Here is a 13,829-nt window from a genome sequence, read left to right as displayed (position 1 = left end):
ATATGACGTTACTTGATTGTTAATCTTTTGAAACCATTCCCTCTCCCCCACTCGTTATACTGAAGAATGGATTCTAAAAAAAGGGAAATGTCCGCTTTAAACTAGAAAGGAAGTGGGGGCATGAAACCACTCAAACATACAACGTATATGCCTGGTCTCGACGGCTTGCGCACGTTCGCCGTTCTGGCTGTGATTTTATATCATTTAAATGTACCTTACATATCCGGAGGATTCCTCGGTGTCGATGTCTTCTTCGTCCTATCCGGTTATTTGATCACCGGTATCTTGATTCGTGAATGGACGAAGACCGGCACGATTGACTTAAAAAAGTTTTACATCGCACGTTTCCGCCGTCTGTTGCCGGCACTCATTTTGATGCTGTCGCTCGTGATGACGTATGTCACGCTCTTTGACCGTTCCTTACTCGATACCGTGCGACAAGATTCACTGGCCGCGCTCGCTTATGTGAATAACTGGTGGTATATCTTCCATGAAGTCTCTTACTTCGAGAGCTTCGGTAAGCCGTCACCGCTCCAAAATTTATGGTCTCTTTCAATAGAAGAACAGTTTTATGCGGTCTGGCCGTTACTATTACTCGTCGGCCTCACATTCCGAAAACGGTTGCTTCAACTGCTTGCCGCGCTTCTATTCGTCTCCGCTGCCTGGATGGCGTTCCGCTATGTACCGGACGCAGACCCGAGCCGCGTCTACTACGGGACAGACACACGGTTATTCGGTCTTCTCATGGGAGCCATTCTCGCATTCGGTTGGAGACCGGATACATTTAAAGAAGTGATTCCGAACATCGGACGGCACATTTTAAACGTAGTCGGTGCAATCTCATTGATCGCAATTATCGGGATCATCGTCAACGTAAACGCCTACGACACGTTCCTCTATTATGGTGGATTCTTACTTGTCGCGTTCTTATCCGCCCTTTTGATTGCCGCTGTCGCTCATCCGGCGACGATCTGGTCACGGTTATTTGGAAGCGCTTGGCTTCGTATCATCGGTACGCGGACGTATGGAATTTACTTATGGCACTATCCGGTCATCATCTTGTCCACACCACTGGAGCGACTCGGAACGTTTTCGCCACTACTCGCGGCTGGGCAAATCGCACTCACACTCTTGATTGCCGAATTATCGTACCGCTTCATCGAAACACCGATTCGCCGGAATGGATTCATCGCTTCGTTCCGTCAACTCGTATCGACACCGACGCATCCGAGTGCTCGTTTCGCTGCCACAGCCTGTGCGACCGCGCTCTCGCTTGTCCTCGTCGGAAATCTGACTATTTTGGCGTTCTCTGAATCAAAACCGGCTCAAGATGAGATTCCGGTCGTGAAAGTGCCGATGCCAAAAGACGAGACCCCGGACGTTCCAAAAGAACCGGAATCCGAAGACGCGAAAGAAGTACCGTCAGAAGATGAACCAACAGAAGAGAACAAGCCGTCACCTGAAGCACCAGACGAACGGACATGTCCACCGGCCCTCGCGATTGGCGACTCGGTCATGCTCGGGTTGAACGAATATTTGGCAGATGCCTTCCCGAACATGAAAATCGACGCTGAAATCGGACGACAAGTTCGAGATGCGATTCCGCTCGCGTCCGAGTATCAATCGTATAACGCCCCTGGTCATGTTGTGTTCCTTCACCTCGGGACGAACGGCGCGTTCAAAATGGAGCAGCTCGACACACTGCTCAAGCAGTTCGAGCGAGCAGATGAAATCTATTTGATCAACACACGCGTCCCTCGTCCATGGGAGAGCGAGGTCAACGAAAAACTTGCCCGGGCAAGTGAACTTCATGATAATGTTGCCCTCATCGATTGGCATCAGAAGTCAATCGGAAAAGAAGCTTATTTCGAAAGTGACGGGGTCCACTTGAATATTAAAGGGGCCGAGGCGTTCGGTCACGTGCTGAACGAAAAAATCGGCTGTCAATCCAACTAGGCTCTTGCGGGTGCAAGGGCCTAGTTTTTGATTGACTCAAATACATAATCTCTCGTTTCAGAACCATCGTAAAAGAGGTAAAATAATACTAAAAAATGGAAAGAGTGATTTGAATGAATAAATGTACAGCATGCGGTGCGACGCTAAAACGGGGACAATCTCACTGTTCGCAATGCGGAACAAAAATAGAGGCCGCAACATCCGGCCGCCCTTCTCTTTGGAAATGGGGAATACCAATCGCACTAGTCGTATTGATTGGAGTCGGTGTGTGGATATGGTCGGAGTGGAATGAGCCTCTCACGTCGAAGGAAGCAACAACGGCTAAAGACGTACAACAATCATTTTCCGCTTCGACGGAGGAAGAAGAGTCCGAAGCGGCACCTGAAGTCGAGGAAGAAGCCTCCTTACCGGATACGGATACAGAAACCGGCGTGTTTTATGACCCTATTTCTTATGGAGATGTCGACCTATTCATGTATTCTTTTATTGATGCATTCACAAGTGCGACCTATTCAAAAGACACATCCGAAGTAGAATCATTTCTTGCTGAGGGGTCGACGTTCCAAGCACAAACACTCGATTACTTGAACAACACGCTCTTCGCCAAAGGAATCGAGGAGGACCAACTAAATACGGAGGTCATCTCGATCAAAGTAAACGGAGAGAACCGCGACTCCATCGAAGATGATGAAACTGCGACGGTCACCACCAATGAAGAGTATCGCATCATCAAAGATGACTCTAGTGTGAGAGCGACGTTTGAAACGACGTATGCGGTCCGATATGAGGACGGGAAAATGAAGATTGTGAAAAACCTAGGTTCCAAAGAGTTATCCCGTGAAGAAGAGTACTAAAAACAAGCACGGACATGAAACTGTCCGTGCTTCAGGCTGTTGACTAACATGAATAATATCGCTCGCCTTTCCGGCGCCCACGCTTTCCGCAGGCAATCCCGGAGCCGCATCGCGACTTGGGTCGCTGCTGGGTCTCCGTTGGATTGCTTTCCTGCAGGAGTCGGGGCGCCGTCGGGCGAGCAACGCAAACGGTCGTCATCTGGCGGCCGTTTGTCTTTTTCTGAGGCCTCGACGGCCGAAGAAAAAGCCCGGTACATACTTCGAATCGGTCCAAAAGGGGAAAGGGACGGTAAACGCCGAGCCCACCCGTCATCAAAAGGAGGAATCCGATATGTACCGCGCCCATCCCGAGAAACGACATGAAGCGATCCAGACGAAGACCACGTTGGACCAGCTGGTCCCGCAGGATCATCTCGTCCGAAAACTTGACCGCCACATCGACTTCTCGATCGTCCACCGCCTCTGCGCCCCGCTCTATTCGAACACCGGGACGCCCGGCATCGATCCCGAAATCATCATCAAGATCATTCTCCTCGGGCCGCTGTTCAACATCCGTTCCGTGCGTCAGACCGTGAAGGAGGTTCAGACGAACCTCGCCTATCGTTGGTTCCTCGGTCTCGGCATCGACGAGAAGGTGCCCGACCATTCGACGATCAGCCAGGCCTACCGGCGTCGTTTTCACGACAACGACGTGTTCCAGGAAATCTTCGAGGATATCGTGCGGCAGGCTGATGCGCTCGGCTTCATCTCCGGTCGGATCCTGATCACGGACTCGACGCACATCCGGGCGAACGCGAACAAGAGGAAGTTCGACAAGGTCGAGGTCGAGCGGGTCGTCGGCGAAATCGAGGAGGAGCTCCTTCCGAGGGTGAACGAGGAGCGTGCCGAGCGCGGAAAAAAGCACTGAAGCCCAAAGGGGCCGGGAAAGAGCGTCGGCTTGTCAAAGTGAGCCGGACCGACCCGGAATCGGGATACATGTATCGTGACCAGAAGCCGGAAGGCTTTTTCTGGCTTTCGCATCGGACGGTCGATGCCAAGCACAACTTCATCGTCGACGTCCACGTCACGCCCGGTAACGTCTCCGACAGCACGGTCTACCTCGACCGAATCACCCATATCCTCGATCGCTTCGACTTCCCGCTCGAGGCGGTCGCGCTAGATGCCGGGTATTACACGACCGAGATCGCGAAGGCGCTGACCGAACGCGGCATATTCGCCGTCATCGCCCGCCGGCGCTTCGGCGGGAAGAAGGGGATGTTCCGCAAGTCACGGTACACCTACGTCCCGGAAGAGGATGTGTACATCTGTCCGGCGCGTCAGCGCCTCACCTACCAGACGACGGACCGACACGGCTACCATCACTACGTCTCAGACCCCGCCGTCTGCCGGAACTGCCCGCTCCTTTCGAAATGTACATCCAGCAAGTCACACCGTCGCGACATCACCCGACACATCGATGAACCCTACCGCGAAGCGTTGAACGCGAATCGCCTCTCGGTTTCCGGACAATACCTCTATCGGCTCCGTCCACAGACGGTCGAGCGCTCGTTCGCCGACGGGAAGGAGCTCCACGGGCTCCGCTTCACGTTTTACAGGGGAATCAAGAAGGTCCAGCGCGCCAATCTGGTGGCAGCCACCGCACAAAACATGAAGAAACTGGCCAACCTGTTGGCCAGAAAGGACAGTCTACATAGCATTTATTCAATTTTTTGGGGCAGAACGCCTCAAGAAACCGGGAACCACAAAAAAGGACGAACCAGGTCGCAAGATGCGACCTGGTTCGTCAACAAGCTGAAGCACGGACATGAAACTGTCCGTGCTTGTTTTTTTAATGAATGTTCAGTTTTTTCATTCCCCAACCGAGGAGTGCTCCAATCGTGATTAAGACGAGCGCGATGAACGTTCCCGCGATACTCAATCCGTCCGTGGCAACACCAAGAATCGGGATGTCGCTCAATTCAACGAACATGCCGTTCTTCAAGAACCACTGCCAGACAATAAAACCAATTATAGCCGGAGCGATGAACCAAATCCCTGATTTCCAAGAATGGATATGTCCCTTCGCAAACATGGCATAAATCACAATGTTCAAGACTAACAAAATCAGTAACCACGAAAAGACACCTTCTTGATACAATGCATCATAGCGTGCGTCATCATTTGCGAGTTCTGCCTCATACATCTCTGTCAACGTGCCAAAAATCATTGGTGAGACAGTCAACATATCAGCAGATTTACCAATTGAATTCACCGGTCCCTCATCGTTTGAAAACGATTGCCACAAGACGTCTTCTACCCCACCAAATCCTTCGCTTACCGTCTCAATCGAATTCGTGATTTTTTGTGGGGCCGTATCCCCAAACAGAGACATCCCAATTTCATAGGAACCTAATGGGGACTGGAGCATTAAAGACTGTTCTCCCCCATGCCCAATCGTTTGCCAGTTCATGCTTGCGGCTTGTCCGGTCAAATACAACATTTCTTCACTATCGACAAACTCAAGACGCTCACCTTCGTCAATTTTACTGAGCTGGAATCCAAAGTAACCGATTCCGACAAATGTGGATACGAGCGTGACCGTTAACAAAGCACGAACGCCTTGTTGTGCAATCTTCCACTCTCCCTGAAACGGCATCGTAATCAAATAGGCCAATCCAAGTGTGAAGAGAAGCATCAAAAATGTTGAACTAATCGTTTTAAACCACGCCACCTCGAATAGCGGCGGATGAAAAGCAAATGCATAAACCAACCCATATCCAACGAGCACCGTCACAATGAATCCTGCCATCCGACTGAGCACATCACTCATGGTCGATGTATGTCGAATCAAGAAAAACACAATGGTAATCATGAGGAATATTCCGCCATACATCATAAAATAGTTCCCGAACTGGGCATCCACAGATCCTTCGATTCTCAAGAAATCTCCGATGCCTGCACCGAGACTTGCGATAAATTGATTCACTTGTTCTGTCGTGACAGACCAATACACTTTCGCCCCGATGAGAAAAGCGAGGAACATCGTCGCATTAAATGAAGAGATGTTAATCTCGAGTTCATCCGCAAGCGATGGAATGGTCTCTGCCGGTAGCATCGCGACCAAACTTCCTGCAATCAACAGGAGAATGAGTAAAAATCCAATACCAAAGAGTGACCCACGGACAACATCCGTCTGATTCATACGTAACGAGCGGAACGATTCGGTTGAAAATGAAAGTTTCGTTGCGCCGTCTCGTTTTCCGGCCACTCTTCTCAACTGCGACATCACTTGTGTTCCGGTCGCGGCGACTGTGCGAAGTGACTCCTCCACACGATTGACACTCGTCGCTGGTTCTAATGCCGTTTGCCCGCAGGCATGACAATACAGTTCATGTGATGCTCGGGCAGTGCCGCAACTCGTGCAAAATTGACCGGTTGATACATCGAAACGATAGGTCGTATCTGTTACTTCCAGTTGGACACCATCCCGCTCACAATATTGATTGTGGTCTTCATTCGCATGACCACATTGGTGACAGTACCTCATGCGGTCACCTCCATCTTCCCTCCACAGCATGCACAGTACGAGGCATCAAGTGGTTGTGGGGAACCGCAGGCATTACATGCTTGTTTCGGACGGACATCCGGTTGAGGGACCGGCGTGCCACACGATCCACAGAATTTCGCGTCCTTTTCAAGCGGAGCATCACACGATGTGCATCGGTGTGGTTTTAGTGCTTCCTGCATGTCTCGGATGCGACGACTTGCCTCGTAGATGAGCACGTCCTGTTCCATAATCTGAGCTACTTCTTCCGCACGTCCTTGCTGCATCAACTGACGATACTGCTGTTGCCCGAGCTCAAGAAGCAATTGCCCCCGAGCCTTCTTTGATTTTTCCATGCGCGCCTGTAAGTCCTTAATACTCTCCGCAGCATCTAATAGTGCTGACTGTTGTTGCCACATCGTCATGTTCATCTCTCCTATTCTAAGTATGTCGCTTCCACGATATGATATGTCCCGTCGTCAAACGGCTCGGTAATGACATAGCGAAATCTCGATTTGACCAAGCGTTGCGGCGCATCCTCTTCACCATCCGTCATGAATTGACTGTTGATGCCAACGACCGCTTCCGTTTCAATCGCCATTTTCTTATTCCACTTTGTGAGCTTCGTTTTTTGGTTGATGACTTCGACTCCATCGAATGAGCCGTACCATTCTTGGTTTTCCGCCTGCATGATGTCGTATGTTTTTCTTTGTTTGGCCAAGTATGTTTCATCCGTCACAACCGTCAATGCACTCAAGTCCTCGTAATACATGAAATTCACCCACTCCTCGGCGTGGCGAGTAATGATATTCTCGGTGAAGGCAATCGTGTCTGCATCGACTTTCGGTTCAAATTTGACCGGTTTGCCACCAGGTTTGGCAAGTACTTGTTTAGACTCGACCATCCCCCATGGCATCTCAATGTACGTGCTCAAAGAAACCCCTTGTTTCGGCACCGGTCCGTACGTCTTCCATTCTCCGACCGTCTTACCTGAGTCTTCTCCATTCACAAACAACGGTGCATCATTGTACGTTTGGTCCAATTCGACACTAAGTCCTTCGAACGCGACCATGAACGGCTCGTCTTGGTTCGATGATTCAAGACTGTTGAATGTTTTAACTGCTTGATCCTCACCATATTGCCCATCGTATTTCACAGATACTTCGACCATTCCAGGAAAAGCATCACGAATAACGACTTGGTCTCCTTCAGACTCCAGTTTTTCTTTCCCATACGGGTCTGGTAAAGAGACCGTGATGGCATCAAAGTTACTCGATACATACATCGTCTGAGGAATCAACTCAAGACCATATCGCTTGAACACTCCATACGTTTTGCCAATCTCCCGTAAACGAAGCGGAAGACCCTCATTCGATGCTCCGATGGAACGACTGGCACGATCTAGATAACCCACTGTCGCTTCTGTCAATTCGGCTTGGCTCAACCCTGTCAATAAGACCGCCGCCTGTGCCTCCGTCACTTTTCCTTCTTTCAATCGCAATAATGGGGCGAGGGCTTTTGCATCTTCACTCGTGACAGCGGTGCGAATCTGTTCGATTTGTTTTTCTGGGGTATACATGAATTGATAAAATCCAAAATACGTCGCACCTGCGATCAATAGCAAAGATAATGCCGTTACCATTAACCCTTTTCCGACTCGTTTTTTGGAAGGTGGTGCCTTCGATTCAACGGGTGATGTCGGTTTCGTTGCTTCCATTGAAGCAACTGGTTCCACTTTCGTGCCGCAATTTGGGCAGAACTGTTGTGTGGCACTCAATTCTTTTGAACAATTAGGACAGTCCATAACTCACCTCTCTATAGCATAATAAGAATTATTTTACCATATTTTATATAAATATTTCGGTTCTTATTTACAATAAAAGTAAATGAAAAAAGAGTGGAATCATCCACCCTTTCCTCGTTCATGTTCGATTGAATACATAACGACCAAGTAACTTCACATACGCCAGTCCTTCACGGATTATATATCTCCCTTTTGCCAGTGGCGGAGTCGGTGCATAAAGGGCATCGCTCTCGAGCTGGAAATAGAGCTTGGCAATGAGACGAGCACGTGGGACATGAAAATCATTCGTCACGATCGTCACGCCCGCTTCTCCCTCCCAAAATGGACGAGTGTGCTCAAAGTTCTCAACTGTCGAAGTGGATGTGGTTTCGATACAGATCCTAGCCGGGTCAACCCCTTTTGCTATCAGTTCCCGTTCGATTACGAGCGCCTCTGCCATCCCTTCGTCCGGTCCTTGTCCACCTGTCGCTATCAATTCCACGTGGGGATGTGCCTTCGCATACGCAGCGGCCACGTCAATCCGATGTTGGAGGGCTCGGGACGGTCTTGTCCCATTCACTTTCGCACCTAGAATGATGACGAACCGATATGTCCCTATCGCGTTCTTTCTCATGTTGTCACCTCTTACTTAAGCATTCTCTTCTAACCATACTCAAAGACAGACTCGAATGCACGAATCCGCCCTTTTACAAATTAAAGTAATTATTTTGTCATTAATATGAAATCGCCATTCCAAATAACCAAAAATTGTTTTATGATGAGAGAGGTAAGACTTCTTGAGGGAGGACTGGTGACCCATGACAGATTCAGATAAATGGTTATCCACCCGCTTCTCGTATACACGCGACGCACGACTGTTTGCAGAGATTGAAGTCATCGAGCTCGACCCGTCTCACTATAAGTTCGTGATTCATCCGATGCCGCTTGGCGCTGGAGAATCGCCTTACATGCGACAAGGTCCCCTCGATTCAGGTCATCTCCCCTCTGCATTTGCCGACGTGAGCAGTGTCTATACGAGACAGCTTGATTGCTTACGTGCCGCGACACGTCTTGTCTCTTCGATTGGACCGGCTCGCTTCACGACCCATTAACTAAAATAGCGGAGCCACTTGCTGGCTCCGCTATTTTTTATTTACTCTCATCTGACCATCGTTGAAGTTTTATTCGTAGCCTGTTGATTTCAGAAGACTGTTCCTCGTTCGTCGACCGAAGTTGTTCAAGCTTTTGCTTGGTCGCCTCCAATTCATCACGCATCGCTTCAAGTCGTTGCTCCCGATCTGTCAACTTCCATGTACAGATCCGATTCGAGCGACGAGCATGAAGTTGATCGTAACGAATGAATGGATAGCGCTCGATTAGATCCATCTCTGACGTGCCCTCTTTCACCACTTGCTCGAGCACATCGAGAAGACGTTGTTGCGACTGTTCATCCCGGAAATGTTCATCGACGAGCGCGGACGAGAACCGAGCAAGGTCCCGTCTCGTTGCCTCATCCATCAATTCGAGAATCGAATCCCCGATTTGTCCCGAGGTGTATCCGTCGTACTTCGTCCCGATACCGCCAAAGTTCGTGCTCGCGATATCTGTCCACGTCGAAGGCGTGACCAGACCTTGATAGCTTTTGCTCCCGACGGCAATGGTCGGTTTGCCGACCGCCATCCCTTCGAGCGCAGAACGCCCTGGGCCGATAACGAAATCGGCGCGATGCATCGCATCAGGGAGGTCGCTTTGGTCTAACCAACCGAGCCATTTGATTGTCTGGTCAGTCCCTTCAAGCGCTTCCTCATAGCGAGATGCATACTTTTCTCGTTGCGTCCCGTCTCCGACGATGAGCCAGTCGATTGGTAAACGCTGAACTCGCTCGTCTTCCAACGCGTCAAGAAACACATCAAGGATAAACAATTTGTCGGCATCTAGCCGCGAGGTGAATAAGCCCGTGACACGCTCTGACGAAGGTCGCGCCTCCATCGAAATGAACGCGGCATCGACCCCGTTCGGAATGACGATGAGTTTCGATTCGACTGCGGGACAATGGTCGGTAAGATGGGTCGCGATTTGTTCCGAGACAGCGACCACGCGTGTGACGCTAGAATGGTACTGCTCGATCTCATCCACATACATGCCATGAATGACGAGAACGAACGGGATGGCGTTCGCCTCTGCCACCGCGATACCGAGTTGACGCGAATCGAAAGGATGCGCATACACGACATCGAACGGTTGTGTCCGCACCTCATCAATCACACGTTTGATGTCCTCGTTGGAATAGTCTGTTCGGATGACCTGACCGCCGAGCGCCTCTATCTCTTCGGCAAAAGGACCTGGCTTACAGACGACGGTCACCTCATGCCCCTCTCGGATGAGCACTTTCACAGATGATAAGATGTGCCGATGAAGCCCACCCATCGCGGAGTGAAAGAAGACTGGAAGTAATATGTTCACTACGAGCACCTGCCTTTTCTAAAGGTCGGTTCAATCATAGACCTTCTTGATACATCGAACCGAGCCCTGTGATTCGGTCGTTGTGTAAGAACAGAACCGCGTCGACATCGTTCTCTTCCGCATATTCCGCAATGCTGACATCGTAGTCATCAAAATAGCGGACATCGAGTGCCGATACCGTTCCGAACGACTCGCCGAGATAGCCGAGCATCGGGTTCGCATAAGAGTCTTTCAGTACGAGGAGATGATCGTCATTTTTCGGATTGTCCTGCGTGATTTTTGCAAGGGCATAGTTGTCACCCATGAACAAGTTGTAGTAGTTCGTGAAGTCGTCTGTGTTTTTTAAGACGTCCTTGTCGAGGACACCGTGTCCACAGTCGTCACCGTTTCGACAGACCGTCGTCGTGAATCCGTCTTTCGGTTCGAGATACGTGAACGTGTCCGCCGATTCGACGTACGGCATCGAGATTTCCCGGGCATGTGAGCCGTAGAACGTCCCGTCAACCGTCTTCACGTCCATATCTTCTGCTGTCAACACCGGTGCGCCCGGGAACTGTTCGCCTAGACGGTCCATGATTTGGCCGTATGCGAGGAATGCTCCTTCTGCTCGCCAATGGTGATCGGTTTTGAAATAGATATCCTCACCCGGTTTGTCACCGAGTGTATCCTCTAAATCGATTAGCGGGATGCCGTTCTCTTCGATCCGTTCGTGTAACTCGTCACGATTTTCCGCATCCGCCGACTCGATATAAGCCGGGAAGATGTTTTGTCGTGTCGCATAGACCGGCTTACTTGGTGCCGAGGCGAAGTAAGATGGGATGCCGGCATCGTCCATCTCTTTTTTGAATTCTTTGAAGAATACACCGAGCGAAGAATACTGACTTTCGTTCGCATCCGGACCGTATAAGAATCCATCGATACTGATGACGCCGTTATTCATCTGTTGTTGCAACACGTTCAGTTGAACCCACGCCTGTGTCTCGATCCACAGGTTTCGCTCAAACACCTGGTCGTTCGCCGCTGCCTCGAACTCTTCCATGTACGACCCATCTAAGACGGTGTCGACAGAAGCTTCCGGGCGTTGGGCCAACATGCGTCCCTCGGTGGCCGAGCGTTCCTGCTCGTTACCGAAGGCATAGACGACCAGTCCATAAAAGATGGTGCCAAGGAAGCCGAGCAAGAGGATACTGTTGACCACCCAAGAGAGGCGCCGCCCTTTCGAACGGACTTGATCGCTTTTGGTTTGTTGTTCCATTGTCAGCCCTCCTTAGAACCGGAAATAAATAAACGGATTGAATGTACTCGAGACGACATATGAAATCGAAATGCCGAAAATGAGCAAGATATAAGCTGCTCGAGCAAGACCTGCGCTCGCGGCAAGAACCGGACGTTCCGAATCTACCTCGTGGCGCAAGAAATGAGCGACGAGCATTTTCGGAAGCGGTGTCGCTGCGACCGTCGCCAACAGAAGGGCCGTTCCGTATTGAACGAGATAGAAGTATGCCGTTTGATCGAACACTTCACCGCCATGTAAGCCGAACATAACTTGAAGATAATCAATTGCGTACGTGAAGTTATCGGCGCGGAAGAATACCCAACCGATGACGACGACGAACAACGTGAACGCATGAGCGAGCCACGCCGGCCATGCTGCGATCCATTTCCCAAGAAATGCCCGTTCGAACATGATGAAGACCCCATAGTAGAGACCCCAAGCGATGAATGTCCAACTCGCCCCGTGCCATACGCCGGTCAATAACCAGACGATCGTCAAGTTGCGATACGTCTTCCATGGTCCTTGGCGATTCCCGCCGAGTGGAATATACACGTAGTCTCGGAACCAGCTTCCGAGCGAGATGTGCCAACGACGCCAAAATTCAGACACCGATTTTGAAATGTACGGATAATTGAAGTTCTCAAGGAAATGGAACCCAAACATCCGTCCGAGACCGATGGCCATATCCGAATAACCTGAGAAATCAAAATAAATTTGGAGCGAGTAGGCGATGATTCCGATCCAGGCGAGTGTCGTCGACAGGTCCCCGGCCGATTGACTGAACACTTGGTCCGCCACATACCCACAACTGTTCGCCAAAATCATCTTCTTCCCTAAACCGATGACGAAACGTTGGATCCCAGAGACGAAGTCATCGACCGTCTCACGGCGATCCACGATCTCATCGGCGACCGTTTGATAACGAACGATCGGTCCGGCAATCAACTGCGGGAAGAACGATACATAGAGCGCCAAATCAAACAAGTTCTTCTGTAAGCGTCCATCGTTCCGATATACGTCGATGACGTAACTCATCGCTTGGAACGTGAAGAACGAGATTCCAAGCGGAAGTGGAATGTCCGGGTCATTCAGCGAGAAGCCGAATACCGAGTTGACGTTCTCGACGAAGAAGCTCGCATATTTGAAGACACCGAGCATCCCGAGGTTACCGAGAAGCATGAGCGTCATCGTCCATTTGATCTTCTTCGCATCTTCACGATACTTGTCGACCATGAAGCCGAACGCATAGTTCATGACGATCGATGCGAGCATGATGAGGACGAATCGTGGTTCTCCCCATGCATAGAAGAATAAACTCGAAATGAGTAAGATTGTATTCTTCAGCCAGCGTGGTGATACGAAGTAAAGCAATAGTACGACCGGCAAGAAATAAAATAGAAATACCGTGGAACTAAATAACATACCGAATGGTCCCTTTCTCCCTTAAGACTTGCTACGTTCAGCGGAACGTTACATAGAGGTCATCGAAGCGTACTGTGGTCGGTTCGAGCGTCTCGACGATGTATTTGTACGACATCTTGAAATACTTGGACCCTTCCATCTGTTTTACGACTTCTTCAATCGGATTATTCCCCGGATTCAATGTGAGTGAAAAGCGTTTGTTTGAAAGACGCTCTTCGTCTGAATACTGCATCACATATAGTTCAAATCGAACGGTGCGATCGCCTTCGACATAAACCGATGTCTGCACTTCCATTTCTTCGCCTTCATCCATTTTAGCGTCTGCTAAAAAGATTTTAGACGGTGGAATCTCAAACTTTAAATCAAACAATTGGACGTAAATGGAGTCCGATAACGCTTGTGGTAAAAATGTGACTTCTGTCTTGTACTCTTCTTCACGCATCGTTAAATGATTTTTTTGCGTCCCGCGTGGATAGTAATGATAAATCGCCGGACGAATTCGTTTCGTTGACATACAAGCACCTCCGAATCATTAGAATGATGATATAGAAA

The 13,829-nt window shown here is 49.9% G+C and carries 11 protein-coding genes and 1 pseudogene; 4 read left to right on the top strand and 8 right to left on the bottom strand.

The window, feature by feature from the left end; all coding sequences use genetic code 11:
* Positions 1–120: 120 nt before the first annotated feature.
* From P400_RS0105825 to P400_RS15505, 3 genes and pseudogenes are all read left to right on the top strand, one after another.
* Positions 121–1,956, top strand: coding sequence for an acyltransferase family protein (locus P400_RS0105825; RefSeq protein ID WP_026825298.1), 1,836 nt, complete (start codon positions 121–123; stop codon positions 1,954–1,956).
* 113 nt (positions 1,957–2,069) lie between these two features.
* Positions 2,070–2,810, top strand: coding sequence for a zinc ribbon domain-containing protein (locus tag P400_RS0105820; RefSeq protein WP_152538875.1), 741 nt, complete (start codon positions 2,070–2,072; stop codon positions 2,808–2,810).
* Positions 2,811–3,141: 331 nt separating this feature from the next.
* Positions 3,142–4,487, top strand: a pseudogene (locus P400_RS15505) (IS1182 family transposase); the annotation flags it as partial.
* A 151-nt stretch (positions 4,488–4,638) separates the two neighbouring features.
* Here P400_RS15505 and P400_RS0105805 read toward each other — a convergent pair.
* The 4 genes from P400_RS0105805 to P400_RS0105790 form a co-directional block, all read right to left on the bottom strand.
* Positions 4,639–6,336, bottom strand: coding sequence for a zinc ribbon domain-containing protein (locus P400_RS0105805; protein ID WP_026825295.1), 1,698 nt, complete (start codon positions 6,334–6,336; stop codon positions 4,639–4,641).
* Complete coding sequence (locus P400_RS15340; RefSeq protein ID WP_026825294.1) at positions 6,333–6,758, bottom strand: zinc ribbon domain-containing protein; 426 nt, start codon at positions 6,756–6,758, stop codon at positions 6,333–6,335. The genes P400_RS0105805 and P400_RS15340 overlap by 4 nt, the downstream gene beginning before the upstream one ends.
* An 11-nt stretch (positions 6,759–6,769) precedes the next feature.
* Positions 6,770–8,137 (bottom strand): TcaA 3rd/4th domain-containing protein, encoded by a 1,368-nt coding sequence (locus tag P400_RS0105795; protein ID WP_152538873.1) that lies wholly within the window; start codon positions 8,135–8,137, stop codon positions 6,770–6,772.
* 118 nt (positions 8,138–8,255) lie between these two features.
* Positions 8,256–8,750, bottom strand: coding sequence for a YdcF family protein (locus P400_RS0105790; RefSeq protein ID WP_026825292.1), 495 nt, complete (start codon positions 8,748–8,750; stop codon positions 8,256–8,258).
* Between the two features lie 184 nt (positions 8,751–8,934).
* On the opposite strand from P400_RS0105790, the gene P400_RS0105785 reads away from it, so the two are divergent.
* Positions 8,935–9,228: a hypothetical protein gene (locus P400_RS0105785; protein ID WP_026825291.1), complete on the top strand. Its 294-nt coding sequence runs from the start codon at positions 8,935–8,937 to the stop codon at positions 9,226–9,228.
* Between the two features lie 37 nt (positions 9,229–9,265).
* On the opposite strand, the gene P400_RS0105780 is transcribed toward P400_RS0105785, so the two are convergent.
* From P400_RS0105780 to P400_RS0105765, 4 genes are read right to left on the bottom strand one after another with little or no spacing between them, the layout of a single operon-like run.
* On the bottom strand, positions 9,266–10,579 hold the full coding sequence (locus tag P400_RS0105780; RefSeq protein WP_026825290.1) for a glycosyltransferase: 1,314 nt from the start codon (positions 10,577–10,579) through the stop codon (positions 9,266–9,268).
* 34 nt (positions 10,580–10,613) lie between these two features.
* Positions 10,614–11,834, bottom strand: coding sequence for a DHHW family protein (locus P400_RS0105775; RefSeq protein WP_026825289.1), 1,221 nt, complete (start codon positions 11,832–11,834; stop codon positions 10,614–10,616).
* Between the two features lie 12 nt (positions 11,835–11,846).
* Entirely contained in the window at positions 11,847–13,277 is a 1,431-nt protein-coding gene (locus tag P400_RS0105770; RefSeq protein ID WP_026825288.1) for an MBOAT family O-acyltransferase, read from the bottom strand.
* Positions 13,278–13,314: 37 nt separating this feature from the next.
* Positions 13,315–13,791: a hypothetical protein gene (locus P400_RS0105765; RefSeq protein ID WP_026825287.1), complete on the bottom strand. Its 477-nt coding sequence runs from the start codon at positions 13,789–13,791 to the stop codon at positions 13,315–13,317.
* Between the last annotated feature and the right edge of the window lie 38 nt (positions 13,792–13,829).

It is taken from the genome of Exiguobacterium marinum DSM 16307 (assembly GCF_000620845.1).
Lineage (GTDB): Bacteria > Bacillota > Bacilli > Exiguobacteriales > Exiguobacteriaceae > Exiguobacterium > Exiguobacterium marinum.
Note: the sequence above shows the minus strand (reverse complement) of the source record. Positions and strands in the feature narration are given on the sequence as shown.

Bases quoted from the DNA above. Each gene is read 5' to 3' on its own strand.
- P400_RS0105825 (WP_026825298.1), top strand. From the start codon at position 121: ATGAAACCACTCAAACATACAACGTATATGCCTGGTCTCGACGGCTTG.
- P400_RS0105820 (WP_152538875.1), top strand. From the start codon at position 2,070: ATGAATAAATGTACAGCATGCGGTGCGACGCTAAAACGGGGACAATCT.
- P400_RS0105805 (WP_026825295.1), bottom strand. From the start codon at position 6,336: ATGAGGTACTGTCACCAATGTGGTCATGCGAATGAAGACCACAATCAA.
- P400_RS15340 (WP_026825294.1), bottom strand. From the start codon at position 6,758: ATGACGATGTGGCAACAACAGTCAGCACTATTAGATGCTGCGGAGAGT.
- P400_RS0105795 (WP_152538873.1), bottom strand. From the start codon at position 8,137: ATGGACTGTCCTAATTGTTCAAAAGAATTGAGTGCCACACAACAGTTC.
- P400_RS0105790 (WP_026825292.1), bottom strand. From the start codon at position 8,750: ATGAGAAAGAACGCGATAGGGACATATCGGTTCGTCATCATTCTAGGT.
- P400_RS0105785 (WP_026825291.1), top strand. From the start codon at position 8,935: ATGACAGATTCAGATAAATGGTTATCCACCCGCTTCTCGTATACACGC.
- P400_RS0105775 (WP_026825289.1), bottom strand. From the start codon at position 11,834: ATGGAACAACAAACCAAAAGCGATCAAGTCCGTTCGAAAGGGCGGCGC.
- P400_RS0105770 (WP_026825288.1), bottom strand. From the start codon at position 13,277: ATGTTATTTAGTTCCACGGTATTTCTATTTTATTTCTTGCCGGTCGTA.
- P400_RS0105765 (WP_026825287.1), bottom strand. From the start codon at position 13,791: ATGTCAACGAAACGAATTCGTCCGGCGATTTATCATTACTATCCACGC.